Below are 26,360 nucleotides of genomic sequence, written 5' to 3' on the forward strand. Positions count from 1 at the left end.
TCGGAGCGGAGACCGTGCGTCGGAGGAGCCCCCCGCGTCCGGACAAGGGGAAAGCTAGGGAGTTGTCCCCCTTTCGCTCCACACGGGCGGAGCGGGCGAGGATGGCTCGCTTCCCCTCCAGCCCGGGAGTCGCCTGGACGCGCGCTCCACGACGGCGCGCCCGATTCCGCGCGGTTCCGGGCGCGACGGCGAGCCGTCGGCACTCCCTCCCGCCCCGCGACGGACCGAGCCGGGTCCAGCCGACCCGCCGCGGCGGCCGATCCGCTGTCGCGGAATCGCGCCGCGCTGTCGGGCCGGGACGGTTCGAGCAGGCCGCACCCGTCGGCGGATCGAGTCGCCGGGCCCGCTCCCGACGGTCCCCGCCGGAGCGCTCATCGGAACCGCATAGCCGCCTGCGACGACCCGGATAACCGGCCTTCCTACTGTCGGGACGTCGAGCGGGCCCCTCCGCTCGCCTCCCCCGACCGAAGGACGCCATGTTCGCCACCTACCTCCGGCGAGAGCTGACCAACCGCCGCCGGCAGACGATGATCGTCGCCGCCGGCCTGGCCCTCGCCATCGCCCTCGTGATCCTCGTGAGCTCGTTCTCCGCCGGCGTGCGCAGCGCCCAGGCCTCGGTGCTCCAGTCCGTCTACGGCGTCGGCACCGACATCACCGTCACCGAGGCCGCCGTCGCTCCGACCGACGGCGAGGCGCCCGGGCAGCGCTTCGACTTCGGCTCGGACGACGGCACCACCGACGACGGCACCACCTCCGTCAGCCAGTCGCGCCTCGAGGCCGACCGCGGCACCACCACCTTCGACGCCGCCGCCGTGACGACCGCGCAGGGCGTGACCGGCGTGCAGGCCGCGATCGGCGTACTCTCCCTGAACGACACCACCTTCAGCGGACAGCTGCCCGGCTCCGCACAGGACGGCACCACCGGCGGCACGACGGGTGCGGGCACCGCCCCCGCGGCCGGCGAGGCGCCCGCGGGCGGCCCCGACGGCGCGGGCGGCTCCTCCTTCGGCGTCGACTCCTTCTCGGTGCTCGGGCTCGACCCGGCCGGCTCCGCGATCGGCCCGCTGGCCGACGTGAGCCTCACCGACGGCCGCACCTTCACCGCGGACGACGCCGGCCAGGACGTCGTGGTCGTCGACTCCTCCTACGCCACCACCGCCTCGCTGTCCGTCGGCTCGACGCTCGACATCGGCGGCACGGCCTTCAGCGTGATCGGGATCGTCACCACCGATTCCACCGACGCGAGCACCGCCTCCGACACCTACATCCCCCTCGACGTCGCCCAGACGCTGTCCGGCGAGGCCGGCATGATCTCCTCCGTCTACGTCCAGGCCGCGTCCTCCGACGACATCCCCTCGATCCAGACCGCCCTGCAGACCGCGCTGCCCGACGCGACCGTCGCCACGCAGGCCGACCTCGCGTCGAGCGTCTCCGGCTCGCTCTCCACCGCGGGCAGCCTGGTCGCGAACCTCGGCACCTGGCTGTCGCTGCTGGTGCTCGCCGCCGCGTTCCTCATCGCGATCCTGTTCACCGTCTCGGGAGTGACGCGTCGCACCCGCGAGTTCGGCACCCTGAAGGCGATCGGCTGGAGCAACGGCGCGATCGTCCGACAGGTGGCCGGCGAGTCGGTCGTGCAGGGGCTGATCGGCGGAGCGGCGGGCATCGTCCTCGGGCTCGTGGGAGTCGCGATCGTCAACGCGATCGCGCCCACGCTCTCCGGCACCTCGACCAGCACCGCCGCACTGGGCGCGGGCGGACCCGGCGGCTTCGGCGGCGGCGGTCCCGGTGCCGCGCAGACCGCCGCGGCCACCGAGGTGGCGCTCTCGCTCCCCGTCACCGTGCCCGTGATCCTGCTCGCGGTCGGCCTCGCCGTCCTCGGCGGACTGCTCGCCGGTGCCCTCGGCGGCTGGCGCGCCTCGCGCCTGCGCCCCGCGGCCGCGCTCCGCTCGGTCGGCTGACCCCGCCCTCCTCCACCGCTCCTCCTCGTCCCCGGAAGGACACCCGCATGTACACCCTCACGAACGTCACCAAGAGCTATCCCGGAGCGAAGACCGCCGTCACCGCGCTCCGGAACGTCACCCTCACCATCCCGGACGGCCAGATGGTCGCGATCCAGGGCCCGACCGGCGGCGGCAAGTCGACGCTGCTGCAGATGCTCGGCGCGCTCGACCGCCCCACCTCGGGCACCGTCGTCCTCGGCGAGCACGAGATCTCCTCGGCCGGCGACGCGCGCCTCGCGGCGATCCGCGCGAAGGAGGTGGGGATCGTCTTCCAGAGCTTCAACCTGATCCCGACGCTCACCGCGCTCGAGAACGTCGAGACGGCCCTCGCGCCCCAGCGCGTCCCGCGCGCCGAGCGGACCGAGCGGGCGCGGGCGGCCCTCGCCTCCGTCGGCCTCGCCGACCGCGTCGACCACCTGCCCGCCGAGCTCTCGGGCGGTCAGCAGCAGCGCGTGGCGATCGCCCGCGCCCTGGTGAAGAACCCGACCGTGCTCCTCGCCGACGAGCCGACCGGCGCCCTCGACGAGGACACCCGCGACGAGATCATGACCCTGCTCGAATCCCTCTGGCGGGACCTCGGCCTCACCCTCGTCCTCGTCACCCACGACTCCGCCGTCGCCCGCCGCGCCCAGCGCCGCCTCCGCATCGCGGGCGGCCACGTCCACGACATCCCCTGAGCCGCCCCGGCACCCCGACCCTGATGACGGCGGGTCTCGATACGCCCGCTCCGCGGGCTACTCGACCAGCAAGGCACGCGCAGGGCGCTCCATCAGCCCTCTGCATGCTCGTCGAGCAGCCCCGCAGCGTTGTTCATGCCGGCCGAGCAGCCCGCAGCTCACTCCATGCTGGCCGAGTAGCCCGCAGCCCACTCCATGCTGGCCGAGTAGCCCGCAGCCCACTCCATGCTGGTCGAGTAGCCCGCAGCCCACTCCATGCTGGTCGAGTAGCCCCGCAGGGGCGTATCGAGACCCACCGTCGCCGAGACCTCCGGCGAAGGCGGACCTCGACACGCCCCCCTGCGCGCGCTACTCGATCAGCCCGCCCCCGCCCCCGCTCAGCCCGCGTGCTCCCGCAGGAACGCGAGCGCCCGCGGCCACGCGTCGGTCGCCGCCTCCGCCTGGTAGGTCCCCTCGTTCGCGTCGTTGAAGAAGGCGTGCCCCGCACCCGGGTAGACGACGATCTCGACGTCCTCGCCCTCGGTCGCCTCGCGGATCCCGGGGACCTGCGCCATCAGCGGTTCGTCCTGGTCGCCGTAGAAGGCGAGGACCGGCACGCGCAACGAGCGGAGCTCCTCCGCCGAGGCGGTGTTGTGTCCGTAGAAGGGCACGGCGGCGGACACGCGCGGCTCGGCCAGCGCGAGAGCCCAGCTGAAGGTGCCGCCGTAGCAGAAGCCGGTGATGGAGACGCTCGTCGTCCCCTCCTCGCGCAGGAGCCGCTCGACCAGCGCCCGGAGGATCGCGACGGTCCGGACCGCGTGCTGCGGGGTGAAGACCGGCGCGAAGAAGGTGCGCAGCTCCACCTGGCGGGGCAGCCGGCGCACGGGGTGGTCGTAGTCGGCGCGCTGCTCGGTCTCGAGCTGCTCGAGCAACCCGCTGTCGGCGAGCAGCTCGGGCGCGATCACCCGGAAGCCCTCCGCCGCGTACCGGTCGGCGACCGAGCGGATGTGCCCGTCGACCCCCCAGACCTCGTGGATCAGGATCAGGACGCGCCCGCCCTCTCCGCTGCAGTACACCGGTACATCGTGGTCGGCCAGGGTCCAGGTCTCATCGCTTGTGGGCATCTGCGCACCCTAGTCCGGCCGGCCGGGAGCGGGCCCGGGGGATCGACCTCCGGCTCGCGGAATCGCGTCCGGCTCGCGGGAAAGGCCCGATTCCGCGAGCCGAAGCCGATTCTCCGAGCCGGAGGTGCCCCGCGGCCGAGGTCAGCGCGTCGCGGACCCGAGCGGCGGCGCGAGCGGCGGCGCGACGAGGATCTCGTCCCACTCCCCCTCGGGCCGCTCCCAGCGGAAGCCGTGCCGCTCGTAGAGCCGACGGGCGCCGCTCCCCCGCAGCACGTCGAGCCTGAAGGGCCGGTCGGCCCGCCCGTCCTCGAGCATCACCCGGCGCAGCACCGCCCCGCCGATCCCGCGCCCCTGCACACCGGTCGCGAGGTAGAAGTGCTCGATCCAGACCGCGTCGTCCTCGACGCGCGACGCGATGCAGCCGACGAGCCCGCCGTCGATCTCGACGACCCGGGTGCGGTCGGGCCGGTAGCCGTCGAGGAAGCGGTGGCGCACCCGGTGCTCGTCGTAGCGGTCGAGCCGCTCGAGGTCGGGGCGCATCACCACGGCGCGCAGCTCGGCGATCACCGCCGCGTCGTCCGCGGTACCCGGGCGGAGCGTCCAGGCGGGGAGCGACGCGGCCGGCTCGGGGAGCACCGCGGCCGGCTCGGGGAGCGCCTCAGCGCCCACGGGGCTTCCGGGTGCGCCGCACCGCCGGTCGCGCGGTTCCGCCGGGGCGAGCCGGCTTCTTCCGGCCCCCGCCCGCCTTCTCGGCCTTCTCCCGCGCCTCGCGGGCCTTCGCCTTCGCGGCCTTCGCGCGCGACTCCACCTTCGGCGTGGCCGCGGTGCCCCGGGTGGTGTTCGCGCTGCGGCCGCGGACCACGCCGATGAAGTCCTCGACGTCGTCGGTCTTGTCCTCGGTCGCCCAGGCGAGGCGGACGTTCGTCGGCGCGACTCCCGAGACGGGGACGACCCGCACGTCCTTCCGGCTGTGCACGCGCGCGACGGACTGCGGCACGATCAGCACGCCGACCCCGGCCGCGACCTGCTCGAAGGCGTCGTCGAGGCCCGCCATCCGGGGCAGCGGCCGGCGGGTCCCGTCCGCGATCTCCGCGGCGAGCGCCGCCCACTCCGGCACCGTCGACGGCTCCTGGAGCAGGTGCTCGTCGGCGAGGTCGGCGACGTCCATCTCCTCGGCGTCGGCGAAGGCGTGGTCGCGGGGCAGGACCGCGACGGGCTGCTCCTCGTAGAGCAGGATCGAGCTGAGGGAGTCGCTGCGCACGTCGCCGCGCACGAAGACGATCTGCGCCCGCCCGTCGCGCAGCACCTCCTCCTGCTCGCTCTCGGCGATCGGCAGGACCCGGAGCCGCAGGTCGGGGCGGCGCTCGGCCCAGACGCGGGTCCACTTCGTCGGCGTGACACCGGGCACGAGCGCGATGAGAAGGGCCGGGCCCTCGGGCTCGGCGTCGACGGGCTCGGCGGGGTCCGACTCGGTGTCGTCGGGCTCTCCCTCGACCTCGGCGTCCTCCGACTCGGCGTCCTCCAGCTCGACCTCGTCCAGCCCGAGCTCGACGTCCCGCGCCTCGCCCTCCGCCACCGGTTCCGCGGCGCCCCCCGCGTCCTCTCGGGGTGCCGGCTGCTCGCGGGGGTCCGGCTCGTCGCTCATCGCTCCAGGGTAGGTCCTGCGCGCTCACCGGTAGGGTTGCCGCATGGCCAAGGCGACACAGACGATGAAGGCTGCGACCGCGGCGAAGAAGCTCCAGATCTTCCTGCCCGCGACTCCGCAGGAGTTCCAGGAGTCGTCGATCACGCGGGAGCAGTACGACGACCTCGTCGCGAACCCGCCCGCCTGGCTCACCGAGCTCCGCGAGACCGGCCCGCACCCGCGCCCCGTCATCGCCTCGCGCCTGAACGTCTCGATCTCGGGCCTCGCCCGCGGCGGCGTCGACGAGGCGCTGACGACCGAGCAGATCCAGGCCCTCCTCGACGAGGTCCCCGAGTGGCTGCGCGTCGAGCAGAACAGCTACGCCGAGGTCCGCCGAGAGCAGGCCCGCCTGAAGTCCGAGCGAGCCGCCAAGGACGCCGAACAGTCCTGATCCCCCGCCGCGAGATGCCACTTGTGCACGCGACACGCCGTGTCAAGCGTGCACAAGTGGCATCTCGCGGAGACGGCTAGGCCGGCACGTCGATCCAGGCTCCGGCCGTCGATGCGTCGAGCACGGCGTCGGTGATGCGGGCGGCGCGCAGCCCGTCCGCGAAGGTCGGCAGGCCCTCCACCTCGGCGCCCGCGACGGCGGAGTAGGTGTCCCGCGCGAACGCGGTGAACGCGTCCTGGTAGCCCATCGGATGCCCGCTCGGCACGATCGACAGCCGTGCCGCATCGGGGCGGAGGATCGACGCGTCGCGCGGCACGAGGACCGCGCTGTCGCGCCGTCCGATCCACAGCGTCTCGGGCAGCTCCTGCTCGAACCGCAGCGACTCCTCGAGTCCCGACACCTCGAGCACGAGCTCGTTGCGGTGCCCCGCGGTCACCTGCGACACCAGGAGGGTGCCGACGGCGCCGCCCGCGAGCCGGACGATCACGCCCGCCGCATCCTCCGTCTCCACCCGGCGGCCGCCGCGCTCGGCGTGCACGGTGCTCGTGGTCGAGGCGAGCGCCGTGATCCGCTCGCCGGTGACGAACTCGAGCAGGTCGACCAGGTGCGAGCCGATGTCGGCGAAGGCGCGCGAGCGCCCGCCCGCCGCCGGGTCGACCCGCCAGTTGTCGTCGGAGGCGCAGAGCAGCCAGTCCTGCAGGTAGCTCCCGCGCACCGTGACCAGGCGCCCCGCCTCCCCCGCCGCGACGCGGGCCCGCGCCTCGCGCACCATCGGGTGGAAGCGGTAGGCGAACGGCACCGTGGCGACCACTCCCGCCTCGGCGGCGGCCTCGACGAGTGCCGTCGCCTCCGCCGTCGTCGCCGCGAGCGGCTTCTCGCAGACCACGTGCTTGCCCGCCGCGAGCGCCGCGAGCGCCAGCTCGGCGTGGGTCGCGTTCGGAGTGCAGACGTGCACGACGTCGATCGAGTCGTCCTCGATCAGCGCGTGCGCGTCGGCGTGAGCGCGCTCGAAGCCGAGCTCTCCGGCCGCCCGCTCGCCCTTCGCGGGGGTCGAGGAGGCGACGCCCGCGAGCACCGCTCCGGCGCTGCGGGCCGCCCGGCTGTGCACGGCGGCCATGAACCCGCCGCCGAGCACGCCGACCCGCAGGGGTCCGCCCATCAGACGAGCGTCGCTTCGCTCGGGTCCCAGTCCTCGGGCAGAGCGGGGCGGGGCGCGACCGTGCTCTCGACGAGCACCTTCTCGCCGGTCTCGGCCGCCTCGAGCAGCGAGAGCATCACGTCGGTGACGTGGTACGCCAGGTCGCCCGACGCCGCCTCGGGCCGGTCCTCGCGGATCGCCCGCGCGAGCTCCAGCACACCGGTGCCGCGCGAAGCGGTGGACCCGGTGGCCTGCACGACCTCGGGCTCGGCCTGCCCGCGCCGGTAGAGCGTCAGCTCGCCGTCGTGCATGTTCGGGTCGGGCAGCACGAGGGTGCCGTCGGAGCCGTTGATCTCGACGAAGCCGGCGCGCGGCAGGCTCGACTCGAAGCTCCAGACGCCCTGCGCCGAGGCGCCGGACTCGAAGCGCAGGAGCCCGCCGATGTGGGTCGGGATCGTGACGGGGAACTCGGTCCCCTCGCGCGGCCCGGAGCCGACCGTGCGGGTCGCGCGCGCCTGCGACGAGACCGCGGTGACGCTCGCGACGGGGCCGAGGTTCTGCACGAGGGTCGTGATGTAGTACGGCCCCATGTCCAGCAGCGGGCCGCCGCCGGTCGTGAAGAAGAACTCGGGGTTCGGGTGCCAGCCCTCGGGGCCGGGGCCCTGGAAGAGCGTGATCGCCGAGAGCGGCGTGCCGATGGCTCCGCTCTCGATGAGGCGCTGCGCGGTCTGCAGACCGGCGCCGAGGAAGGTGTCGGGCGCCGTGGCGACCCGCAGCCCCTTCTCCTTCGCGAGGGCCAGCAGCTCGACTCCGCTGTCGCGGTCGAGCGAGAACGGCTTCTCGGTCCAGACGTGCTTGCCCGCCTCGACCGCCTTCCGAGCGACCTCGACGTGCGCCGCGGGGATCGTCAGGTTCACGACGATCTCGATGCCGGGGTGCGCGAGGAGCTCCTCCACCGTGCCCGAGGCCGGCACGCCGAACGCCTCGGCCTGCGCCTTCGCGCGCTCGAGGTCGATGTCGGCGACGAAGAGGACCTCGAGGTCGGGGAAGACGGTGAGGTTGGTGAGGTACTGCGTGCTGATGTTGCCCGCGCCGATGACGCCGACGCCGACGCGCCCGGTGCCGCTCATGCGCCGAGCTCCGAGACGTAGCGGTGGGCGGAGGCGAGGCCCTCGAAGACGTCGCCCGCGTAGGCGTCGAACTCGAGCACCGACAGGGCCTGGGGTGCGGCGGCGAGGATCGCCGGGACGTCCATCGCCCCCTCGCCCGCGGGCAGCTGCTCGGAGGTGTCCTTCGAGATCGGCCCGTCCTTCACGTGCAGGAAGCGCACCTGGTCGCCGAGGCGGCCGAGCACCTCGACCGGGTCGTCGCCGCCGACTGCGGCCCAGTAGGTGTCCAGCTCGAGGACGACGCGCGGATCGAGCAGGCTCGCGAGGTGCTCGAAGGCGCTCCGGCCGTCGACGCGGTTCTCGAACTCGAAGGCGTGGTTGTGGTAGCCGAGCACCAGTCCGCGCGAGGCGGCGGTGTCGACGAGCGCGTTCAGCTCGTCGGCGATCGCGGCGACACCGTCGGCGGAGGTCCACCGGTCCGGGTCGACCATCGGGTCGATCACGGTCTGCACGCCGAGCGACGCGGCGATGTCGAGGATCTCCTCGACCGGAGCACCGGTCTCGAGGAGGCGGGCGTGCGCGCTCGGAGCCGTGAGGCCGCTCGCGGGGAGCGCCGAGCGGTAGGCGTCGGCGCGGTTCACGAGGTCGAACAGCTCGACCTTCGCGAAGCCGATGCCGGCGAGCCGGTCCATCGCGGCGGGCAGGTCCGCGGCGAGCGCGTCGCGGACCGAGTAGAGCTGGACGGAGAGATCTGTGGGTGTGGCCACCGGGGGGTGCTCCTGATCGACGTCGAACGTGGAGTTCCGACCTTACGCGGACTTTTGCGCCGAGCCAAGCAAAACTCCCTTCCGTGGCGCGGGAAAGCGCGCTCCGAGCGCGCAGAAGCGGGCGCCCTGTGATTGACTCCAGCCATGTCCCCGCGCCGCCGCTCCCCGATCAGCGCGGTGGGCGAGCTGCTGCTGCTCCTGGCCGACGGCGCACCGCGCACCCGGGCCGACGTCGTCGCCGAGACCGGCCTGCCCCGCGCGGCCGTCTCGGCCCAGCTCGACGCCCTGATCGCCACCGGACTCGTCGCCCGGCGCGACGACGCCCCCTCCTCCGGCGGCCGCCCGGCCGGCCGCGTCGCCTTCGACGCCCGCGCGCGGAGCCTGCTCGCGATCGACCTCGGCGCCGCGCACGCCACCGTCGCCCTGACCGACCTCGACGGCCGCGTCCTCGCCGAGCGCCGCGAGGAGATCGCGATCGCCGACGGCCCGCAGGTCGTCCTCGGCCACGCCCTCGACGTGGCCGCCGCGCTCCTCGACCAGGCGCCCGGAGCCGGACCGCTGGCGGGCGTCGGCGTCGGTGTCCCCGGCCCGGTGGAGCACGCCACCGGCCGCCCGGTGAAGCCGCCGATCATGCCGGGCTGGGACCGCTTCGACATCCCCGAGGCCGTCGCGCGCCGCCTCCCCGTCCCCGTCCTCGTCGACAACGACGTGAACCTCCTCGCCCTCGGCGAGCACGCCGACCACTACGCCGACGTCGACGACCTCCTCTACGTGAAGGTCTCCACCGGCATCGGCGCCGGCATCGTCAGCGGCGGCGCCCTGCAGCGCGGCGCGCTCGGAGCCGCGGGCGACCTCGGCCACGTCCAGGTGCCCGGCGACCGCGGCGAGGCCGACCTCGAGGCGATCGCGAGCGGCTCGGCCATCGCCCGTCGCCTGACCGCGGCCGGGCTGCTCACCGCCGAGGGCCTGCCGATCGCGAGCACCGCCGACGTCGTGGCCCTCCTCGTCGCGGGCGACGCCACCACCGTCGACCTCACCCGCGCAGCCGGCCGTGACCTCGGCGAGGTGCTCGCGACCTGCGTGAACCTGCTGAACCCCTCCGTCATCGTCATCGGCGGCAGCATCGCGCAGGCCAGCCACGAGGTCCTCGCCGGCGTGCGCGAGGTGGTCTACCGCCGCTCGCTCCCCCTCGCCACCCGCGCCCTCGACATCCTCCAGGCCTCCGGCGACACCGGCGGCGGCGTCCGCGGCGCCGCCCTGATGGTCCGCCGCCACCTGCTCTCCCCCGCCCGGGTCGACGCCTTCCTCGCCGCCTGACTCCGCCGCCCGACGCCACCTGACGCCGCCGTCCGACGCCGCCGCCGGCCCGCCGGCGCCGCCCGGCCTCGGCGTGCCGGTTGGGCAGGACGCCCGAACAGGCAGAGAATGAATCGGTGCCCGATCTGCAGCTCTCGTTCCCCTGGGAGACGCAGCCCGTCTTCAAGGACCCGGAGCCGCCGCACCTCCGCCGGATCGTCGCCGACTCCTCGGATCGCGTCGCCTGGCTGCGCGCCCGCTCGCGGGGCATCACCGCGACCGACGTCGCGCGCCTCTCCTCGCCCGCCGCGATCGACCGCGCCGCGCTCGACAAGCTCTACGGGTCGAGCTTCAGCGGCAACGCCTTCACCGATCACGGCCGCGCCCGCGAGCCGGAGATCGCCGCCTGGGTGCGCCGCGAGCACGCGATCGAGCCCAGCAGCACCCTCTTCCACGCCAGCCAGGAGCGCCGGCACCTGGCGACCCCCGACGGCATCGGCCTCCGCGAGGACGGCCGCCTCGAGCTCTGCGAGATCAAGACGACCTCGAAGCCGTGGAAGAGCATTCCCCGGCACTACCTGCGCCAGGTCTTCTGGCAGCAGTACGTGCTCGGCGCCGAGCGCACCCTCGTCGTCTGGGAGCAGCACCGCGACTTCATCCCGATCGACGCCGTCCCCGAGAGCCGCTGGGTCGACCGCGACGAGGACGAGATCCACGTCCTGGTCCGCCTCGCCGGCATGCTGATGGCTGAGCTGCACGAGAGAACGCGCGCGGGCCGGCGATGACCGCGCTGCTCCTGCACGGCCTGGGCGGCGACCGCTCGCAGGCCCTCGGCCTCCTGCGCGCCGCACTGCCGGCCGGCACCGAGGTCATCGCGCCGGACGTCCGCGCCCACGGCGCCTCCGAGCTGATCGGCGGAGCCGACGACTTCTCGCTCAAGTCCCTCGCCGACGAGGTGACCGAGGAGGTGATCCGGGCCGGAGCCGCGCACAAGCCGCTCACCGTCCTCGGCCTCTCGATGGGCGCCGCGATCGCCCTGCGCCTGGCGAGCCGCAAGGTCCTGCCGATCGACCGCGCCGTCTTCGTCCGCCCCGCCTTCACCGCGGAGCCGCTGCCGGACAACCTCTCGGTCTTCCCCGTCATCGCCCAGCTGCTGCACGACCACGGCGCCAAGCGCGGCGAGCGGATCTTCCGCGCCTCCGGACTCTTCGACCGCGCCGCCCAGGTCTCCCCCGCGTCGGCGGAGGCGCTCTGCCTGCAGTTCCGGTCGCCGAAGGCGCAGGAGCGCGCGGTGCGGCTGGCCGAGATCCCGCGGAACGCCGCCTACCGCGACTCGGGCGAGCTCGGCGAGGTCATCGCGCGCACCCTGGTCATCGCGGCCGACCGCGACCCGGTGCACCCGGTGGCGGTCGCCGAGCAGTGGGCCAGGGCCCTTCCGGACGCGGACTTCGAGCAGGTGCCGTCGCGCGACGCGGGCCTGGCTCAGCAGCAGGAGCGGATCCGCGGGCACGTCCGCGAGTGGCTCGAGCGCTGAGCTCGTCGCCCGCGCGGCTCCGCTCGCTCGCGCGCGCGCCCGTGAACTCCTCGCCCGCCAGGACGAGTCCGACGACGGCCAGCCAGAGCACGGCGATCGCCGTCGCGACGAACTCCAGGGTGCCGCCGACCCCCAGCCACAGGCGCAGCAGCGAGAGGATCGCGCCGGTCCCGGCGACCAGCGCCACCGCGATGCCGGCGACCAGCGACAGCCGGGCGACCCCGGGCCGCTCCCGCGCCGTGGCGAGCTGCAGCATCGCCAGGCAGGCCGCGGAGAAGCCGAGCACCGCGGCGGAGGTGTGGATCAGGTCCTGCCAGCTGAACCGCGGTCCGACCGGGAGCGGGCAGCCCGCCGAGCAGGTCACCTGAGAGGCGAGCGCGAAGCACAGCGCGGCGAGGAGGATTGCCAGCGCGGGCCGGAAGCCGGGCAGCAGCCGCGTCCGCACCGCTCGCGCCCCGATCGCGATGGCGACGCCGCCGGCCGCGACCAGCAGCAGGGCGACGCGGAAGGTGCCGGCTGTCGGCAGGTCCGGGGCGCCCATCTCGCTGACGTAGACCCAGCGCGAGGTGCCGATGCTGAACCGCGCGGCCAGCAGCAGGGCGAGCCCGGCGAGCACCAGGAGCGCTCCCCCTACGAGGAGGGGGCCGTTCGCTCGTCGTCGCACCCCTTCATGGTGCCAGACCACACGGGGAGCACCGGTCGAGAAGCGGGAGGGCCGCCTTCCCTCCCGAACGGGGGACTTCGGAGCTTTCTTCTCGGAGGGGTGACACCGTCGAAACAGCCCGGACTCATTACCGGGATTGACTGAACGCGGCGCGCGGAAGCGGGGACGGTCGGGGCGGACAGCCGCCTCCCGCCTGCTCGAAGGACCACCGCCGCCGGATCAGGAAAGGGCGATGATGCACAACAGCGCGCTCGGCCACGGCCTCGCGATCGGCGACATCCCGGAGGAGGTGGTGCTCCCCGAGACGATGACGGCGGCGGTCATCGACGCCCCGGGCGACTGCTCGGTCCTCCACCTCGCGACGGTGCCCACACCGACCGCGATCAACGCCGAGTTCGCCGTCAAGGTGATCGCCGCCGGGGTGAACCCGCTCGACGCGAAGACGCGCGCGGGCCGCGGAGTCGCGGCGCAGATCCCCTCCTACCCGGCGGTGCTCGGCCACGACTTCTCCGGCATCGTCGTCTCGAGCCCCTACCCGGCGCATCCGCTGCGCCCCGGCGACGAGGTCTACGGCTTCGTGATGGTGCCGCGCTACTCGGGCTCGTACGCCGAGTACGTCAGCGTCCCTAGCGTCTCGCTGACGCGCAAGCCGTCGACGCTCTCGCACGTCGAGGCCGCCGGCGTCCCGCTCGCGGCGCTGACCGCCTGGGGCATGGTCGTCGAGCTGGCGAAGGCGCACGAGGGCCAGCGGATCCTGATCCACGCGGGCTCCGGCGGCGTCGGGCACTTCGCCGTGCAGTTCGCGGCCTACTTCGGCGCCTCGGTCATCGCGACCGGCTCGACCCGCAACCTGCAGTGGCTGCGTGAGCTCGGGGCGGACCAGGTGATCGACCACACGACCGAGCGCTTCGACGAGCTGCTGAGCGGCGTCGACGTCGTCATCGACCTGGTCGGCAACGTGCACGACGACACCGGCTCCCGCTCGCTCACGGTGCTGCGCCCCGGCGGGCTGATCGTGAACGCGCCGACGGGCAGCTGGCCCGGGTTCTTCGAGGAGGCGGCCGCCGCCGGCGTGCGCGCCTCCACCTTCCGCGTCGCCCCCGACGGCGCGACGCTCGGCGTCGTCTCCCGCCTGCTCGAGTCCGGCGACGTCCGCGTCTTCATCGACGGCGTCTACCCGCTGCACTGCGCCGGCCAGGCCCACGCCCAGCTCGAGACGGGCCACACCCGAGGCAAGCTCGTCCTCACCGTAGCCGAGGGCTGACCCCCGTCTCTCCTGCTCCGCGAGATGCCACTTGTGCACGCGACACGCCGTGTCGGGCGTGCACAAGTGGCATCTCGCGGGAGGGAGCAGGGCGTCAGGGCAGGGGGCGCTCGAGGACGAAGTCCTCCTCGAGGCGGCCGCCGACCAGGAAGCGCCGGGTGCCGACGACCTCGAAGCCGTGCTTGGCGTAGAACCGGCGGGCGCGCTCGTTCTCCTGGTTCACGCCGAGCCAGATGCTGAGGGCGCCGCTCGCCCGCGCCTCGTCCAGGGTGGCGGCCATCAGCCGCGCCGCGATCCCCGAGCCGTGCCGGTCGGGCACGGCGTAGCACTTGCTGAGCTCGATCGTCGGCCGGACGGTGACCGCGACGGCCGCGTCGGGGTCCGACGGCTCGCCGCGCACGAGCATCGTGTAGCCGAGCGCGCCGGAGGAGTCCTCCGCCAGGAACAGCGCGCGGCCCTCGTCGGCGAGGTGGCCGCGGAACCGCTCGACCGACAGCACGGTCCGGATGAAGTCGGCCTTCGCCTCGTCGGTGACGTGCGGCGGGCAGGCGAGCGGGAACGTCGCGGCGGCCACGGCCGCGAGCTCCTCAGCATCGGCGGCGACGGCACGGCGGACGGTCACCGGGGTGTCACTCGGGGGGAAGGCGTCGGGCACGCCGACCAGTATGCCCGGCAGGCGCCCGGCCCCCGCAACGACGAAGGAGGGGACCCGCCGAAGCGGATCCCCTCCTGTCACTGCTGGTGCAGCTCAGTGCTGTGCCGAGGCTCAGGCCAGGACGTTGACGTCCAGCGGGATGCCGGGGCCGAAGGTCGTCGAGACGGCGGCCTTCTGGATGTAGCGGCCCTTCGAGGAGGACGGCTTCAGACGGACGATCTCGTCGAGAGCCGTCTTGAAGTTCTCCTGGAGCTGCTCCTCCGTGAAGGCGGCCTTTCCGACGACGAGGTGCACGTTGGCGTGCTTGTCGACGCGGAACTCGATCTTTCCGCCCTTGATCTCGGTCACGGCGCGAGCCACGTCCGGGGTCACGGTGCCGGTCTTCGGGTTGGGCATGAGGCCGCGGGGGCCGAGCACCTTTCCGAGACGGCCGACCTGGCCCATGAGCTCCGGGGTCGAGACCGCGGAGTCGAACGAGGTGTAGCCGCCGGCGACCTTCTCGATGAGCTCGGCGCCGCCGACCTCGTCGGCGCCCGCGGCGATCGCGGCCTCGGCGGCCGGACCGGTCGCGAAGACGATGACGCGGGCGGTCTTGCCCGTGCCGTGCGGCAGGATGACCGTGCCGCGGACCATCTGGTCGGCCTTGCGCGGGTCGACCCCGAGCTTGAGCGCGACCTCGACGGTGCTGTTGAACTTCGCGGAGCCGGTCTCGCGCGCGAGCGCGACGGCCTCGTCAGCGGTGTAGAACTTGCCCTCTTCGAGCTTGGCTGCGGCGGCCCGGTAGGCCTTCGACTTCTGTGCCATGTTGTTTCTCCTTGAAACGAGAATGTGGTTCTAGAGCCTGGCGGGCTCTCCCACGGTGTGAGTTCTGGAAAGGCGGAGGACTAGCCCTCGACCGTGATGCCCATCGAGCGGGCGGTGCCGGCGATGATCTTCGAGGCGGCCTCGATGTCGTTCGCGTTGAGGTCGGTCTGCTTCGCCTCGGCGATCTCGCGGACCTGCGCCATGGTGAGCTTGGCGACCTTCACGGTGTGCGGGGTCGACGAGCCCTTGGCGACGCCGGCAGCCTTCTTGATGAGCTCCGCCGCGGGCGGGGTCTTCAGGATGAAGGTGAACGAGCGGTCCTCGTAGACGGTGATCTCGACGGGGATGACGTTGCCGCGCTGCGACTCGGTCTGCGCGTTGTACGCCTTGCAGAACTCCATGATGTTGACGCCGTGCTGACCGAGCGCCGGACCGATCGGAGGGGCCGGGTTCGCGGCGCCCGCCTTGATCTGGAGCTTGATCAGGCCGGTGACCTTCTTCTTGGGGGCCATTCAGGATTCCTTTTCTCAGGGTTCGAGTGGTCGGGGGCTCCCGGCCGCTCTCCCGCGCACCCGACGGAGTCGGATCGCGGTGGAGGAGGGTCGGTCGGCGCGCACGAGAACGGGCGCCGACACGAAAACCCGTACGAGCTTACACGCCCGAGGCCCTCCCCGACAGAGCGGGAAGGGCCTCGGGTCGACGGGCGATCGCCGTCAGTGCGGAGTGACCCGCGTCAGAGCTTGGTGACCTGGTCGAACGAGAGCTCGACCGGGGTCTCGCGCTCGAAGAGCGACACGAGCACGGTGAGCTTGCCGCTCTCCGGCTTGATCTCGCTGATCGAGCCGGGAAGACCCGCGAACGAGCCCTCCTTGATCGTGATGGTCTCGCCGATCTCGAAGTCGACCTCGGCGGGCAGCACGCGCTGGGCCTGCTTCTGACCCTTGACGCCGGCCGTCTTGGACGGCGCGACCTCCTTGATCTCGACCAGGCTCTTCAGCATCGTGAAGGCCTCCTCGAAGCGCAGCGGCGTGGGGTTGTGGGCGTTGCCCACGAAGCCGGTGACGCCGGGGGTGTGGCGGACGACCGACCACGAGTCCTCGTTGAGGTCCATGCGCACCAGCACGTAGCCGGGGATGCGCACGCGGGTGACCATCTTGCGCTGGCCGTTCTTGATCTCGACCACGTCCTCCATCGGGACCTGGACCTCGAAGATCGAGTCCTCGGCCTCGAGCGAGACCTTGCGGTTCTCGATGTTGGACTTCACGCGCTTCTCGAAGCCCGCGTAGGAGTGGATGACGTACCACTTGCCGAGCTTCCCGCGCAGCTCGGCGCGGAAGGCCTCGTAGGGGTCGATGTCGGCGAGCTCCTCGCCGTCGGCCTCCGCGTCGTCCGCGGCGACCTCGGCCTCGTCCTCGACGGCCTCGAGGGCCGCTTCGGCCTCCTCGACGGTGTCGATGTGCTCGGCCTCGTCGACGGCCGAGTCTGCCTCGGGGTCGTCGACCGAGCCGATGGCGTCGAGCGCGGCCTGGAGGTCCGACGCGAGGTCGTCCTCGGACTCGTTCTCGTCGATGACGCTCAGCGCGCCCTCCTCGGCGGGCTCGACGGCGTCCTCAGCCTGGATCTGAGTGTCGCCCTCCTGAACCTCGTCGACCTCGGACGACTGCTCGGCGGCGGTGGCCCAGTCGACGTCGTCGCGGTTTCTGTCAGACACTCGTAACTCTCTCTCGATCGATCGGCCGCGTCCGATCGGGACGCGGACCGCTGCCGTGGGCGCCCTCCGCTCGTGCGGACCGGACGCTCCCGGGTCGGGTGGCGGGGTCAGGCCGCCGGTGTGCCGAACACGTAGGTCACGACGAGCGCGAACACCCAGTCCAGCAGCGACACCAGCGCCATCATGATCACGACGAAGATGAGGACCACGACGACGTAGTTGCCGAGCTCCTTGCGCGTCGGCGTGACGACCTTCTTCAGCTCGGCGATGACCTGCCGGATGAAGAGGGCGATGCGCGCGAACGGACTGCGCCGCGCGGCGCGCTGCTGATCAGCGATCGCTACGACGTCCTCGCTTGGCTCGTCGACTGCTTTCCCGGCCACCTGCACGCACCTTTCCCGCACCGGAACCTCCGGTGTGGCCGGCCGCCCGTGGGCGGCCCTGGACCGATGACCGCTGCATCGCGGGACCGCGAGCGACGGGCATCGATGTGCAGGGCGGACAGGGCTCGAACCTGCAACCTGCGGTTTTGGAGACCGCTGCTCTACCAATTGAGCCACCGCCCTATGGATGCCGTTGCGAGCATCCGAGGAGGAGTCGAACCGTCCGGGACCCGGTCGCGACCCTCTCGGGCGCTGTGAATCCTGGCAGCGTTCGACTACCGCAGACGAGTGTACGTGGACCCGCTGGACGTGTCCAGCCGGGCGCCGCCCGTCGCCTGGAGGCCTCCGCGCCCGCGCGATACGCTGGCCGTCGTGTCCTCCACCACGCGCATCTCCGCCCGCATCGCCGCCATCGCCGAGTCCGCGACCCTCAAGGTCGACGCGAAGGCGAAGGCCCTCCAGGCGCAGGGGCGGCCCGTGATCTCCTACGCCGCCGGCGAGCCCGACTTCACGACCCCCCAGCACATCGTCGAGGCCGCGTCGGCCGCGGTGCTCGACCCGAAGAACTACCGGTACACGCCCGCGGCCGGCCTGCCGGACCTCCGCGAGGCGATCGCGGAGAAGACCGCACGCGACTCCGGCTGGGCCGTCGAGGCGTCGCAGGTCGTCGTCACCAACGGCGGCAAGCAGGCCGTCTACCAGGCGTTCCAGACCCTCCTCGACGAGGGCGACGAGGTGCTCGTCCCGACGCCGTACTGGACCACCTACCCCGAGGCGATCAAGCTCGCCGGCGGTGTGCAGGTCGACGTCTTCGCCGGCGCCGACCAGGGCTACCTGGTCACCGTCGAGCAGCTGGAGGCGGCGCGCACCGAGCGCACCAAGGTCCTGCTCTTCGTCTCCCCGTCCAACCCGACCGGCGCCGTCTACTCCGCCGAGCAGACCCGCGAGATCGGCGAGTGGGCCGAGGAGCACGGCCTCTGGGTCGTCGCGGACGAGATCTACCAGAACCTGGTCTACCTGACCGAGGGCCAGGACGACGCGAGCCCCCTCACCCGCGCCACCTCGATCGTCGAGGCCGTCCCCGCGCTGCGCGACCGCACGATCCTCGTCAACGGAGTGGCCAAGACCTACGCGATGACCGGCTGGCGCGTGGGCTGGATGGTCGGCCCCGCCGACGCGATCAAGGGCGCCTCCAACCTCCAGTCGCACCTCTCGAGCAACGTCTCGAACATCTCGCAGCGCGCCGCGATCGCCGCGCTCACCGGACCCCAGGAGCCCGCGGAGGAGATGCGCCTCGCGTTCGAGCGCCGTCGCCGCACGATCGTCGACGCGCTGAACGCGATCGACGGCGTCGACTGCCCTACCCCCGGCGGCGCGTTCTACGTGTACCCGGACGTGCGCGGCCTCCTCGGCCGCGAGTGGGACGGGGTCACCCCGACCACCTCGCTCGAGCTCGCCGACCTCATCCTCGAGAAGGCCGAGGTCGCGACCGTCCCCGGCGAGGCCTTCGGCCCCAGCGGCTACCTCCGCCTCTCCTACGCGCTCGGCGACGAGGCGCTGGCGGAAGGCGTCGCGCGCCTGCAGAAGCTGTTCGGCGCGTCTCGCTGATCCCCGTGTCCGCCTCGCGCCGGTGAGGTCGCGAGATGCCACTTATGGTGCGTGACACGCCGGGCGGGGTGGGCGCAAGTGGCATCTCGCGGGGGCGGATACGGCGGATCGCTGTCGGTGGGGGCGCCGACAGGGCACGCTGAGGGGATGACGCCTGACGACGCCGTTCGAGTCCGCGATCTGCGGAAGGACTACGGGGGTGCGCCGGCGCTCAGCGGGGTCTCCTTCGAGATCGCGCGCGGCGAGACGTTCGCGCTGCTCGGGCCCAACGGGGCGGGCAAGTCGACGACGATCGAGATCCTCGAGGGCTACCGAGACCGCTCCGGCGGCGATGCGACGGTGCTCGGCGTCGACCCGCGCCACGGCGACCTGGCCTGGAAGTCGCGGCTCGGCATCGTGCTGCAATCCAGTGGCGAGTCGGGCAACGCGACGGTCCGGGAGCAGATCGCGCACTTCGCGAGCCTCTACCCCAGTCCGCGCGATGTCGACGAGACGATCGAGGCGGTCGGCCTCACGGCGAAGGCCCGGTCGCGGATCGGCAAGCTCTCCGGCGGGCAGCGCCGCCGCGTCGACGTGGCCCTCGGGATCGTGGGACGTCCGGAGCTGGTGTTCCTCGACGAGCCGACGACGGGCTTCGATCCGGAGGCGCGGCACTCGTTCTGGGACCTCGTGGCGCTCCTCAAGAGCGAGGGCACGACCATCCTGCTCACGACGCACTACCTCGACGAGGCCGCCCGGCTCGCCGACCGCGCGGCGGTCATCGCGGGCGGGCGGCTGCTCGCGATCGGCCGGATGGGCGAGATCGGCGGCGAGGAGGCCCGAGTGCCGATCGTGCAGTGGCGGGAGGACGGCGTGCGGCGTCGCGTGCGCACCGCGGAGCCGGCCCGCGTCGTGGCCGAGCTCAGCGCCCGGCTCGGCGAGCCGAGCGCCCTCGAGGTCCTCCGGCCCAGCCTCGAGGACATCTACCTCGACCTGATCCGCGACGACCGAGCGGGCGACGCCGCCCTCGACGTGATCGGAGAGCCGGCATGAGCGCCGTCACCTCCCCTCGCCCCGCGCTGCGCACCGGCGCCGGACGCACCCTCCGGCTCGGCGCCGCGCGGGCGCGCTACGAGGTCCGCTCGTACTTCCGGGCTCCGGACCAGGTCTTCTTCACCTTCCTCTTCCCCGTGCTTCTGCTCGCGATCTTCTCGGTCGCGTTCGGCGACGGCGCGGTCATGCAGGCCGACCCGCAGGATCCGGGCATCAGCATGGCCCAGTACTACGTGCCGGGACTCGCGGCGGCCGGCGTCCTGCTCTCCGGGGTGCAGAACCTCGGCGTCGAGATCGCGGTCGAGCGCGGTGACGGCACGCTGAAGCGCCTCGCGGGCGCTCCCCTGCCCGTCCTGAGCTACTTCCTCGGCAAGTTCGGGCAGGTGCTGGTGACCAGCGTCGCGCAGACGGCGCTGCTCCTCGTGGTCGCGGCGACCGTGTTCTCGGTGCCGCTGCCGACCGACGGCGGCCGCTGGGCGACCTTCGCCTGGATCTACCTCGCCGGAGTGGCCACCTCGGCGATCCTCGGCATCGCGGTCTCGGCCCTCCCCCGCACCGGGAAGAGCGCGACCGCGGTCATCGTGCCGCCGCTGCTGGTGCTGCAGTTCATCTCGGGGTCGTACCTCTCCTTCACGACGCTGCCGGACTGGCTGCAGGGCATCGCGAGCGTCTTCCCGCTGAAGTGGATCGCGCAGGGCATGCGCGCGGTCTTCCTCCCCGCAGACTTCGAGCAGCTCGAGGTGAACGGCGCCTGGGACCTGGGCGGAGTCGCGATCGTGCTCGGCGTCTGGCTGGTGCTCGGCCTGATCGCGAGTCGGCTCACCTTCCGCTGGATCCGCCGCGACGCCTGACGCCCGAGGGCCCCTGCTCGACCAGCGCTACTCCGCGAACGGACCCGAGACGGGCTCCACGCGCCGAGTGGAGCCCGGCACGCGTCCACTCGGCCGGGGCCACCGCTCCTCTTCCCATGCTGGTCGGGTAGCCCCGAAGGGGCGTATCGAGACCCACCCGCACGGACACGTCGGATTCTGCACACGGGACGTCTGCACCCGGTGGATCTCGATACGCCCGCTGAGCGGGCTACTCGATCAGCATGGGCGGCCCGCACCGCGGCGCGGACGGGTCAGACGGTGGTGCCGACCACCACGGGCTCCGGGTGCAGGAGGATGCCGAACTCGGCGAGCACGCGACCCTGCACGTAGCGGGCGAGCTCGGCGATCTGCTCGGCGGTCGCTCCACCGCGGTTGGTCAGCGCGAGGGTGTGCTTGCTCGAGACGGCGGCGCGCGAGCCCGGCAGCGCGAAGCCCCGCGAGACTCCCGCGTGCTCGATCAGCCAGGCGGCGCTGAGCTTGACCAGCGCGTCGGGCGAGGACGGCGCCGGCAGCCGGATCGGCGCGCCGGCCTGGACGTCGGCGAGGGCGGTCACCAGCGGCGCCTCGCTCGCGGGCGTCTCCGGCCAGCGCGGGGCGGTCGGCGGGAGCCCGCTCGCGGCCGCGACGGTGACGATGGGGTTGGTGAAGAAGGAGCCGGCGCTGGCGGTGTCGGGATCCTCCGGATCCAGCACCATCCCCTTCGCGCCGCGCAGACGGAGCACGCTCGCGCGCACCTCCGCCAGCGGCACGCGGTCGCCCAGCTCGACGCCGAGGGCACTGGCGAGCTGGCCGTACGCGACGGGAGCCCCGAGGCCCGCGCCGCCGACGTCCTCGAGCGCGAACTCGACGGCGAGGACGGCACCGCGCCGCCCCTGCTTGACGCTGGACGTCCGGTAGCCCAGCTCGAGCTCCGCAGCGCTCAGCCGCACGGGCGCGCTCGCACCCTCGTCGAGGAAGTCGACCGCGACGAGGGTGTCGGAGAGCTCCTGGCCGTAGGCGCCGATGTTCTGCACCGGCGACGCGCCCACCGTGCCGGGGATGCCGCTCAGCGCCTCGAGCCCGGCCCAGCCTTTCGCCACCGTGACGGCGACGAGGCCGTCCCAGGACTCGCCGGCCTGCACGCGCAGGTGCACCGCGCCCGCCACGTCCGACTCGAGCCGCTCGATCCCCGTCGTGCGGACGCGCACCACGGTCCCCTCGACCCCGTCGTCCCCGACGAGCAGGTTCGAGCCGCCGCCCAGCAGCAGCCAGGGCTCGTCATCGGCCCAGACCTCGCGCAGGGTCGCGACGAGCTCGGCCTCGGTGGACGGCTCGAGGAGCCGCTCGGGAGCGCCACCGACGCGGAGCGTGGTGAGGGAGGAGAGGGCGGGTGCGGTCATCGGCGGATCAGGCCAGCGAGACGCGCGCCTGGGCCTTGCCGAGCACGGTCTGGCCGGCGGAGGTCACGGCGAGGTCGACGCGCACGGTGCCGGCCTCGGCGTCGAGCGCACCGATCTTCGCGACGACGACGAGCTCGGCGCCCTCCTTCGGGTCGACGACGACGGGCCGGGTGAAGCGGACCTGGTAGTCGACCACGCGGCCGGGATCGCCGACCCAGTCGACGACGACCTGGACGGCGGTGCCCATGGTGAGCATCCCGTGGGCGAGGACGCCGGGGAGGCCGACCTCGGCGGCGACGTCGTCGCGGTAGTGGATCGGGTTGAAGTCGCCGGACGCCCCCGCGTAGCGCACGAGCGTGCCGCGGTCGAGGGCGAAGCTCCGCTCGGCGACCACGTCGCCGACGGAGAGCTCGGACAGGACGGGGCGCTCGGCGCTCATTCGTCTCCCCTGACGACGAGGGTGGACAGGGCGGTGACGACGTGCTCGCCGTCGGCGTCGACCATGGTCGACCGCGTGGTGATCATCGAGTGCGCACCGAGCTGCTTGATGCTCGCGACGGAGAGCGTCGCCGTCAGCTCGTCGCCGGCCACGATCGGGCGCGAGTAGCTGAAGCGCTGGTCGCCGTGGACGACGCGGCTGAAGTCGATGCCGGCGTCGGGCTCGGCGAGCAGCTGGGCGAGGGTGAGCTCCTGCACGACGACGGCGAAGGTCGGCGGAGCGACGACATCGCGGTAGCCGGCGCGGCGCGCGGCATCGGGGTCGAGGTGGAGGGGGGACTGCGCGGAGACGGCTCGCGCGAACTCGCGCACCTTCTCGCGTCCCACCTGATAGGGGTCCGTCGGCGCGAAGACGCGCGCGGTGAGGTCGGGGTTCACTGGCACCCGAACATCTTAGGCGCTGCCCTCGGAGCCCCCCGGGGGCCAGCCACCCCTCGATGAGGGTCATGCACGTATGACCATCGGCAATTACCCACGCGTGTATGGCTGACCCCGGAGCGTTCTTCTCCGAAGCTGGCGGGCATGTCGACACCTGACCCCGAACGCGACTGGACCACCTACGCCCGCGAGCTCGGCACCAACCTCCACCGCGCACGGATGGCCAAGGGCGAGAGCCAGGAGCGCATCGCCCACGCGGCGGGCCTGGCCGGCTACACCTACCAGAAGTTCGAGAAGGGCGAGTCGAAGCCGGGCTCGCCCGCGAACCCGCAGCTGAAGACGCTCTTCGCGCTCTGCGAGGCCCTCGACATCGAGCTGTCGGACCTCCTGCCGCCGAACCCGCCCCGCTCATCGGGCAGCGCCGGGGCCCAGTAGCCGCAGCGCCGACTCGACGCCGCGGGCGAGCCTGGCCGCCGCACTGAGGTCGAGGTCGACCGCGCCGAGCCCGTCGGACTCGAGGCGCAGCCTGTCCTCGCCGCGGCCGCCCGGGCGGCACAGCGAGACGTGCACGACGGCCGCGACCGGCTCCTCCACCGCCGCCGCGCCGCACCAGAGCACCAGGGGCAGCGACTGCGCCCGCGAGCGGTGCAGCCTCCCTCCGGAGTGCTCGATCTCGTCGTGCTCGCCCGAGCACCACCGGGGGCACTCGTCGTCGTCTCGCCTGTCCTGTCGTCCGTCCATGTTCCGCACCAATCGTTCGAGGCGCACAGCACACCAGGCGGCACCGACATCGAGGTGGGGCCCCCGGCCGGCTCCCCCCGGGGGTGTGGACAGACACCCGTCACCTCCCACCTGTGGAGGCATGCTGTCACTGTGCCATACGGAGATGGCAGACCTGCGGAGCGCGTCAGCGGTGGACGATGAGCCAGGTCGCGACCGCCGTGGTGGTGCCGCGGTTGATCATCCGGTGCCCGCGCTCGCAGGGGAAGGTGATCGCATCCCCCGCTCCCAGCACGACCGTCTCGTCCTCGAACTCGACGGTGAGCTCGCCGACCGTCACGGTGCCGATCTCGACGCCGTCGTGGCGGAGGAAGCGCCGCTGCGCGGTCGAGGTCGCCCCCGGCGGATAGGTCGACTCGAAGAAGTCGACGGCGTCGACGGGCCGCGGCCCCAGCCGGCGGAAGAGCACGCCGCCCTCGAGCACCACAGGGGCGACCTCCCCCGCGCGCACGACGGCCGTCGCGATCTCGGGAGATCCCTCCTCGGCCGACGCCGCGGGCGGATCGTCGGCGGTGCCGGTCGCGGTCCGCTCGAAGACGGAGGAGAGCGGGACCCCGAGCGCGCCGACCATCGCGATCAGCCGACCGACGGAGGGCTGCATCGCCCCCCGCTCGATCTGCGACACGGCGCTGGCGGAGATGCCCAGCTCCCGGGCGAGCGCGCGCAGCGACATCCCTGACGCGAGACGCAGCTCGCGCAGTCGCGCGCCGAGGCCCTCGCGGTCCGATCCGCGGAGGGCGCCCGCGACGTCCGGCACCGCGGAGGACGCGGGGTCCCGGGCGATCTCGTCGGTGGGCATGCGGGGCGTCGTCCTCTCCTCGGGGATCGTCACACAGCCGTAACGGGCGCGAAACGAACGGCACCGCGCCGGGGCCTAGGTTCTCCCGTGTGAAGTGATCACTTCACACAATCAGAACGCCGACCGCTCGCGCGGAGGCGGCCGATCACCTCGGCCGACCGCCTCGACCACCCTGACACATCCGCTCCGTGCGCCGACCCGCGCACGCCCGCCCGAGAGGTGGATCCACCATGACCGACCGCGCCACTGCACCCCGCATCGACCCGCTGCCCGCACCGCCCGTCGAGAGCGCCGGACTCGCCGGCCCCTCGCTCGTCAAGCCGGGCTACGACGACCGCCTCGCCAACGAGGACCTCGCGCCGCTCGTCAAGCAGCGCTGGTCGAGCTACAACATCTTCGCGTTCTGGATGTCGGACGTGCACAGCGTGGGCGGCTACGTGACCGCCGGCTCGCTCTTCGCGCTCGGCCTCGCCGGCTGGCAGGTGCTGGTGGCCCTCGTGGTCGGCATCGTGATCGTCCAGATCTTCTGCAACCTCGTCGCGAAGCCCAGCCAGGTGACCGGCGTCCCCTATCCCGTGATCAACCGGGCCATCTTCGGTGTCCGCGGCGCGAACATCCCCGCGATCATCCGCGGCCTCATCGCCATCGCCTGGTACGGCGTCCAGACCTACCTGGCCGCGCAGTCGCTGAACATCGTGTTCCTGAAGTTCTTCCCGGCGATGGCCTCCTGGAACACCCCCGAGGCCTCCTTCCTCGGCCTCTCCGCTCTCGGCTACCTCTCCTACTCGATCCTCTGGGTCGCGCAGGCCGCGCTCTTCTGGCGGGGCATGGAGTCGATCCGCCGCTTCATCGACTGGGCCGGCCCGGCCGTCTACGTCGTGATGCTCGTGCTCGCGATCTACCTCGTCTCGCAGGCCGGCTGGGAGAACATCTCGCTGAACCTCGGCTCGGGCGAGCTCCTCGATCTCGGCGCCTCGATCCCGGTGGTGATCTCCGCGGTAGCCCTGGTCGTCTCCTACTTCTCCGGCCCGATGCTGAACTTCGGCGACTTCTCGCGCTACGCCCGCAGCTACCGCGCGGTGAAGAAGGGCAACCTCCTCGGCCTGCCGATCAACTTCCTCTTCTTCTCGCTGCTCACCGTGATCACCGCCTCCGCGACGGTCCCCGTCTTCGGCGAGCTGATCACCGACCCGATCGAGACGGTCGAGCGGATCGACACCTGGTTCGCCGTCCTGCTCGGCGGGCTCACCTTCGTCATCGCGACGATCGGCATCAACATCGTCGCCAACTTCATCTCGCCCGCGTTCGACTTCTCCAACGTCAACCCGAAGAAGATCAGCTGGCGGATGGGCGGCATGATCGCCGCGGTCGGCTCGGTGCTGCTCACCCCCTGGAACTGGTACTCGAACGACACCGCGATCCACTACACGCTCGGCATCCTCGGCGCCCTGATCGGCCCGCTGTTCGGCGTCCTGATCGCGGGCTACTACCTGGTCAGCCGTCAGCGCGTCTGGGTCGACGACCTCTACACGATGAGCGAGAAGGGCCGCTACTGGTTCTCGCGCGGCTTCAACCCCAACGCCGTCTGGGCGACCGCGATCGGCGGCGTCCCCTCCGTCCTCTCGGTGCTCGTGCCGCGCTGGATCGCGGAGGCGGGCGGGCCCTCCTTCACCTGGCTCGGCGACTACAGCTGGTTCATCGGGTGCGGCCTCGGCTTCGTCGCGATGGCGGTCCTCGAGCGGCGCTCGCCCCGCATCGGCCGCCTCGAGGAGGACCTCGCGAACGTCAGCGACGGCGCCTCCGTCTGATCCTCCGATCCACCGGGCGGCCGCCT

28 protein-coding genes, 1 tRNA gene and 1 pseudogene are annotated in these 26,360 nt (G+C 72.8%); 12 read left to right on the forward strand and 18 right to left on the reverse strand.

Annotated features, from left to right (window positions below; translation table 11 throughout):
- Positions 1-476 precede the first annotated feature (476 nt).
- Together HQQ82_RS07445 and HQQ82_RS07450 are read left to right on the forward strand one after the other, a co-directional pair.
- Complete coding sequence (locus HQQ82_RS07445; protein ID WP_173232433.1) at positions 477-1,958, forward strand: ABC transporter permease; 1,482 nt, start codon at positions 477-479, stop codon at positions 1,956-1,958.
- A 47-nt stretch (positions 1,959-2,005) separates the two neighbouring features.
- Entirely contained in the window at positions 2,006-2,677 is a 672-nt protein-coding gene (locus HQQ82_RS07450; protein WP_173232434.1) for an ABC transporter ATP-binding protein, read from the forward strand.
- A gap of 377 nt (positions 2,678-3,054) precedes the next feature.
- On the opposite strand, the gene HQQ82_RS07455 is transcribed toward HQQ82_RS07450, so the two are convergent.
- The 3 genes from HQQ82_RS07455 to HQQ82_RS07465 form a co-directional block, all read right to left on the reverse strand.
- Positions 3,055-3,780, reverse strand: a complete 726-nt coding sequence (locus HQQ82_RS07455; protein ID WP_173232435.1) for a dienelactone hydrolase family protein — start codon at positions 3,778-3,780, stop codon at positions 3,055-3,057.
- Positions 3,781-3,921: 141 nt separating this feature from the next.
- The gene (locus tag HQQ82_RS07460) at positions 3,922-4,449 is read right to left on the reverse strand and encodes a GNAT family N-acetyltransferase (RefSeq protein ID WP_367947862.1); all 528 of its coding nucleotides are present in this window, start codon (positions 4,447-4,449) and stop codon (positions 3,922-3,924) included.
- A complete protein-coding gene (locus HQQ82_RS07465; protein WP_173232436.1) occupies positions 4,439-5,425 on the reverse strand; it encodes a LysR family substrate-binding domain-containing protein in 987 nt (328 codons plus the stop codon). The genes HQQ82_RS07460 and HQQ82_RS07465 overlap by 11 nt, the downstream gene beginning before the upstream one ends.
- A gap of 43 nt (positions 5,426-5,468) precedes the next feature.
- Here HQQ82_RS07465 and HQQ82_RS07470 point away from each other — a divergent pair, with 43 nt between their 5' ends.
- Entirely contained in the window at positions 5,469-5,855 is a 387-nt protein-coding gene (locus HQQ82_RS07470) for a DUF5997 family protein (RefSeq protein WP_173232437.1), read from the forward strand.
- Positions 5,856-5,931: 76 nt separating this feature from the next.
- On the opposite strand, the gene HQQ82_RS07475 is transcribed toward HQQ82_RS07470, so the two are convergent.
- From HQQ82_RS07475 to HQQ82_RS07485, 3 genes are read right to left on the reverse strand one after another with little or no spacing between them, the layout of a single operon-like run.
- Complete coding sequence (locus HQQ82_RS07475; protein ID WP_173232438.1) at positions 5,932-7,014, reverse strand: Gfo/Idh/MocA family protein; 1,083 nt, start codon at positions 7,012-7,014, stop codon at positions 5,932-5,934.
- Positions 7,014-8,123, reverse strand: a complete 1,110-nt coding sequence (locus HQQ82_RS07480) for a Gfo/Idh/MocA family protein (RefSeq protein ID WP_173232439.1) — start codon at positions 8,121-8,123, stop codon at positions 7,014-7,016. Before HQQ82_RS07480 ends, HQQ82_RS07475 begins: the two co-directional genes overlap by 1 nt.
- Entirely contained in the window at positions 8,120-8,869 is a 750-nt protein-coding gene (locus HQQ82_RS07485) for a sugar phosphate isomerase/epimerase family protein (RefSeq protein WP_367947863.1), read from the reverse strand. Before HQQ82_RS07485 ends, HQQ82_RS07480 begins: the two co-directional genes overlap by 4 nt.
- A gap of 144 nt (positions 8,870-9,013) precedes the next feature.
- Here HQQ82_RS07485 and HQQ82_RS07490 point away from each other — a divergent pair, with 144 nt between their 5' ends.
- The 3 genes from HQQ82_RS07490 (at position 9,014) to HQQ82_RS19885 (ending at position 11,699) form a co-directional block, all read left to right on the forward strand.
- Positions 9,014-10,186 carry an ROK family transcriptional regulator gene (locus HQQ82_RS07490; RefSeq protein ID WP_173232440.1) on the forward strand — a complete coding sequence of 391 codons (1,173 nt, stop codon included), beginning with the start codon at positions 9,014-9,016 and terminating at the stop codon, positions 10,184-10,186.
- A 125-nt stretch (positions 10,187-10,311) separates the two neighbouring features.
- A complete protein-coding gene (locus HQQ82_RS07495) occupies positions 10,312-10,950 on the forward strand; it encodes a YqaJ viral recombinase family protein (protein ID WP_173232952.1) in 639 nt (212 codons plus the stop codon).
- The gene (locus HQQ82_RS19885; RefSeq protein ID WP_173232441.1) at positions 10,947-11,699 is read left to right on the forward strand and encodes an alpha/beta fold hydrolase; all 753 of its coding nucleotides are present in this window, start codon (positions 10,947-10,949) and stop codon (positions 11,697-11,699) included. Before HQQ82_RS07495 ends, HQQ82_RS19885 begins: the two co-directional genes overlap by 4 nt.
- 76 nt (positions 11,700-11,775) lie before the next feature.
- On the opposite strand, the pseudogene HQQ82_RS19890 reads toward HQQ82_RS19885, so the two are convergent.
- Positions 11,776-12,240 (reverse strand): annotated as a pseudogene (locus tag HQQ82_RS19890) (DUF998 domain-containing protein); the annotation flags it as partial.
- 430 nt (positions 12,241-12,670) lie between these two features.
- Between HQQ82_RS19890 and HQQ82_RS07510 the strand changes: the two are divergent.
- Positions 12,671-13,627 carry an NADP-dependent oxidoreductase gene (locus HQQ82_RS07510; protein ID WP_173232953.1) on the forward strand — a complete coding sequence of 319 codons (957 nt, stop codon included), beginning with the start codon at positions 12,671-12,673 and terminating at the stop codon, positions 13,625-13,627.
- A gap of 94 nt (positions 13,628-13,721) precedes the next feature.
- On the opposite strand, the gene HQQ82_RS07515 is transcribed toward HQQ82_RS07510, so the two are convergent.
- The 6 genes from HQQ82_RS07515 to HQQ82_RS07540 form a co-directional block, all read right to left on the reverse strand.
- Complete coding sequence (locus tag HQQ82_RS07515; RefSeq protein WP_173232442.1) at positions 13,722-14,282, reverse strand: GNAT family N-acetyltransferase; 561 nt, start codon at positions 14,280-14,282, stop codon at positions 13,722-13,724.
- A gap of 111 nt (positions 14,283-14,393) precedes the next feature.
- Complete coding sequence (gene rplA / locus HQQ82_RS07520; protein WP_123447821.1) at positions 14,394-15,086, reverse strand: 50S ribosomal protein L1; 693 nt, start codon at positions 15,084-15,086, stop codon at positions 14,394-14,396.
- Positions 15,087-15,166: 80 nt separating this feature from the next.
- On the reverse strand, positions 15,167-15,598 hold the full coding sequence (rplK, locus tag HQQ82_RS07525) for a 50S ribosomal protein L11 (RefSeq protein ID WP_123447822.1): 432 nt from the start codon (positions 15,596-15,598) through the stop codon (positions 15,167-15,169).
- Positions 15,599-15,819: 221 nt separating this feature from the next.
- Positions 15,820-16,797 (reverse strand): transcription termination/antitermination protein NusG, encoded by a 978-nt coding sequence (nusG, locus tag HQQ82_RS07530; protein WP_173232443.1) that lies wholly within the window; start codon positions 16,795-16,797, stop codon positions 15,820-15,822.
- Between the two features lie 107 nt (positions 16,798-16,904).
- Entirely contained in the window at positions 16,905-17,180 is a 276-nt protein-coding gene (gene secE, locus HQQ82_RS20545; protein WP_173232444.1) for a preprotein translocase subunit SecE, read from the reverse strand.
- A 110-nt stretch (positions 17,181-17,290) separates the two neighbouring features.
- A tRNA-Trp gene (locus tag HQQ82_RS07540) sits at positions 17,291-17,363 on the reverse strand.
- Between the two features lie 189 nt (positions 17,364-17,552).
- Here HQQ82_RS07540 and HQQ82_RS07545 point away from each other — a divergent pair.
- From HQQ82_RS07545 to HQQ82_RS07555, 3 genes are all read left to right on the forward strand, one after another.
- Entirely contained in the window at positions 17,553-18,788 is a 1,236-nt protein-coding gene (locus HQQ82_RS07545; protein WP_173232445.1) for a pyridoxal phosphate-dependent aminotransferase, read from the forward strand.
- Positions 18,789-18,935: 147 nt separating this feature from the next.
- Positions 18,936-19,820, forward strand: a complete 885-nt coding sequence (locus HQQ82_RS07550) for an ABC transporter ATP-binding protein (RefSeq protein WP_173232446.1) — start codon at positions 18,936-18,938, stop codon at positions 19,818-19,820.
- Positions 19,817-20,671: an ABC transporter permease gene (locus HQQ82_RS07555; protein WP_173232447.1), complete on the forward strand. Its 855-nt coding sequence runs from the start codon at positions 19,817-19,819 to the stop codon at positions 20,669-20,671. Before HQQ82_RS07550 ends, HQQ82_RS07555 begins: the two co-directional genes overlap by 4 nt.
- 272 nt (positions 20,672-20,943) lie before the next feature.
- Here the strand turns inward: HQQ82_RS07555 and HQQ82_RS07560 are convergent, their stop codons facing one another.
- From HQQ82_RS07560 to HQQ82_RS07570, 3 genes are read right to left on the reverse strand one after another with little or no spacing between them, the layout of a single operon-like run.
- Positions 20,944-22,071, reverse strand: coding sequence for a UDP-N-acetylmuramate dehydrogenase (locus HQQ82_RS07560; RefSeq protein WP_173232448.1), 1,128 nt, complete (start codon positions 22,069-22,071; stop codon positions 20,944-20,946).
- A 7-nt stretch (positions 22,072-22,078) separates the two neighbouring features.
- Entirely contained in the window at positions 22,079-22,510 is a 432-nt protein-coding gene (locus HQQ82_RS07565; RefSeq protein WP_173232449.1) for a MaoC family dehydratase, read from the reverse strand.
- The gene (locus HQQ82_RS07570) at positions 22,507-22,953 is read right to left on the reverse strand and encodes a MaoC family dehydratase N-terminal domain-containing protein (protein WP_173232450.1); all 447 of its coding nucleotides are present in this window, start codon (positions 22,951-22,953) and stop codon (positions 22,507-22,509) included. The genes HQQ82_RS07565 and HQQ82_RS07570 overlap by 4 nt, the downstream gene beginning before the upstream one ends.
- Positions 22,954-23,091: 138 nt before the next feature.
- On the opposite strand from HQQ82_RS07570, the gene HQQ82_RS07575 reads away from it, so the two are divergent.
- Entirely contained in the window at positions 23,092-23,382 is a 291-nt protein-coding gene (locus HQQ82_RS07575; protein WP_173232451.1) for a helix-turn-helix domain-containing protein, read from the forward strand.
- Here HQQ82_RS07575 and HQQ82_RS07580 read toward each other — a convergent pair.
- Complete coding sequence (locus tag HQQ82_RS07580) at positions 23,356-23,688, reverse strand: hypothetical protein (RefSeq protein ID WP_173232452.1); 333 nt, start codon at positions 23,686-23,688, stop codon at positions 23,356-23,358. The two genes, HQQ82_RS07575 and HQQ82_RS07580, sit on opposite strands and share 27 nt — an antisense overlap.
- Before the next feature lie 166 nt (positions 23,689-23,854).
- Positions 23,855-24,526, reverse strand: a complete 672-nt coding sequence (locus tag HQQ82_RS07585) for a helix-turn-helix domain-containing protein (protein WP_173232453.1) — start codon at positions 24,524-24,526, stop codon at positions 23,855-23,857.
- Between the two features lie 230 nt (positions 24,527-24,756).
- Between HQQ82_RS07585 and HQQ82_RS07590 the strand changes: the two genes are divergently transcribed.
- Complete coding sequence (locus HQQ82_RS07590; RefSeq protein ID WP_173232454.1) at positions 24,757-26,334, forward strand: NCS1 family nucleobase:cation symporter-1; 1,578 nt, start codon at positions 24,757-24,759, stop codon at positions 26,332-26,334.
- The last annotated feature ends 26 nt before the right edge of the window (positions 26,335-26,360 follow it).

This window comes from Rathayibacter sp. VKM Ac-2856, from assembly GCF_013205055.1.
In the GTDB taxonomy this organism is placed as follows: Bacteria; Actinomycetota; Actinomycetes; order Actinomycetales; family Microbacteriaceae; genus Rathayibacter.

Coding starts and splice junctions, on each gene's coding strand:
- HQQ82_RS07445 (WP_173232433.1), top strand. CDS start 477: ATGTTCGCCACCTACCTCCGGCGAGAGCTGACCAACCGCCGCCGGCAG.
- HQQ82_RS07450 (WP_173232434.1), top strand. CDS start 2,006: ATGTACACCCTCACGAACGTCACCAAGAGCTATCCCGGAGCGAAGACC.
- HQQ82_RS07455 (WP_173232435.1), bottom strand. CDS start 3,780: ATGCCCACAAGCGATGAGACCTGGACCCTGGCCGACCACGATGTACCG.
- HQQ82_RS07465 (WP_173232436.1), bottom strand. CDS start 5,425: ATGAGCGACGAGCCGGACCCCCGCGAGCAGCCGGCACCCCGAGAGGAC.
- HQQ82_RS07470 (WP_173232437.1), top strand. CDS start 5,469: ATGGCCAAGGCGACACAGACGATGAAGGCTGCGACCGCGGCGAAGAAG.
- HQQ82_RS07475 (WP_173232438.1), bottom strand. CDS start 7,014: ATGGGCGGACCCCTGCGGGTCGGCGTGCTCGGCGGCGGGTTCATGGCC.
- HQQ82_RS07480 (WP_173232439.1), bottom strand. CDS start 8,123: ATGAGCGGCACCGGGCGCGTCGGCGTCGGCGTCATCGGCGCGGGCAAC.
- HQQ82_RS07490 (WP_173232440.1), top strand. CDS start 9,014: ATGTCCCCGCGCCGCCGCTCCCCGATCAGCGCGGTGGGCGAGCTGCTG.
- HQQ82_RS19885 (WP_173232441.1), top strand. CDS start 10,947: ATGACCGCGCTGCTCCTGCACGGCCTGGGCGGCGACCGCTCGCAGGCC.
- HQQ82_RS07510 (WP_173232953.1), top strand. CDS start 12,671: ATGACGGCGGCGGTCATCGACGCCCCGGGCGACTGCTCGGTCCTCCAC.
- rplA (WP_123447821.1), bottom strand. CDS start 15,086: ATGGCACAGAAGTCGAAGGCCTACCGGGCCGCCGCAGCCAAGCTCGAA.
- rplK (WP_123447822.1), bottom strand. CDS start 15,598: ATGGCCCCCAAGAAGAAGGTCACCGGCCTGATCAAGCTCCAGATCAAG.
- HQQ82_RS07550 (WP_173232446.1), top strand. CDS start 18,936: ATGACGCCTGACGACGCCGTTCGAGTCCGCGATCTGCGGAAGGACTAC.
- HQQ82_RS07555 (WP_173232447.1), top strand. CDS start 19,817: ATGAGCGCCGTCACCTCCCCTCGCCCCGCGCTGCGCACCGGCGCCGGA.
- HQQ82_RS07560 (WP_173232448.1), bottom strand. CDS start 22,071: ATGACCGCACCCGCCCTCTCCTCCCTCACCACGCTCCGCGTCGGTGGC.
- HQQ82_RS07565 (WP_173232449.1), bottom strand. CDS start 22,510: ATGAGCGCCGAGCGCCCCGTCCTGTCCGAGCTCTCCGTCGGCGACGTG.
- HQQ82_RS07575 (WP_173232451.1), top strand. CDS start 23,092: ATGTCGACACCTGACCCCGAACGCGACTGGACCACCTACGCCCGCGAG.
- HQQ82_RS07580 (WP_173232452.1), bottom strand. CDS start 23,688: ATGGACGGACGACAGGACAGGCGAGACGACGACGAGTGCCCCCGGTGG.
- HQQ82_RS07585 (WP_173232453.1), bottom strand. CDS start 24,526: ATGCCCACCGACGAGATCGCCCGGGACCCCGCGTCCTCCGCGGTGCCG.
- HQQ82_RS07590 (WP_173232454.1), top strand. CDS start 24,757: ATGACCGACCGCGCCACTGCACCCCGCATCGACCCGCTGCCCGCACCG.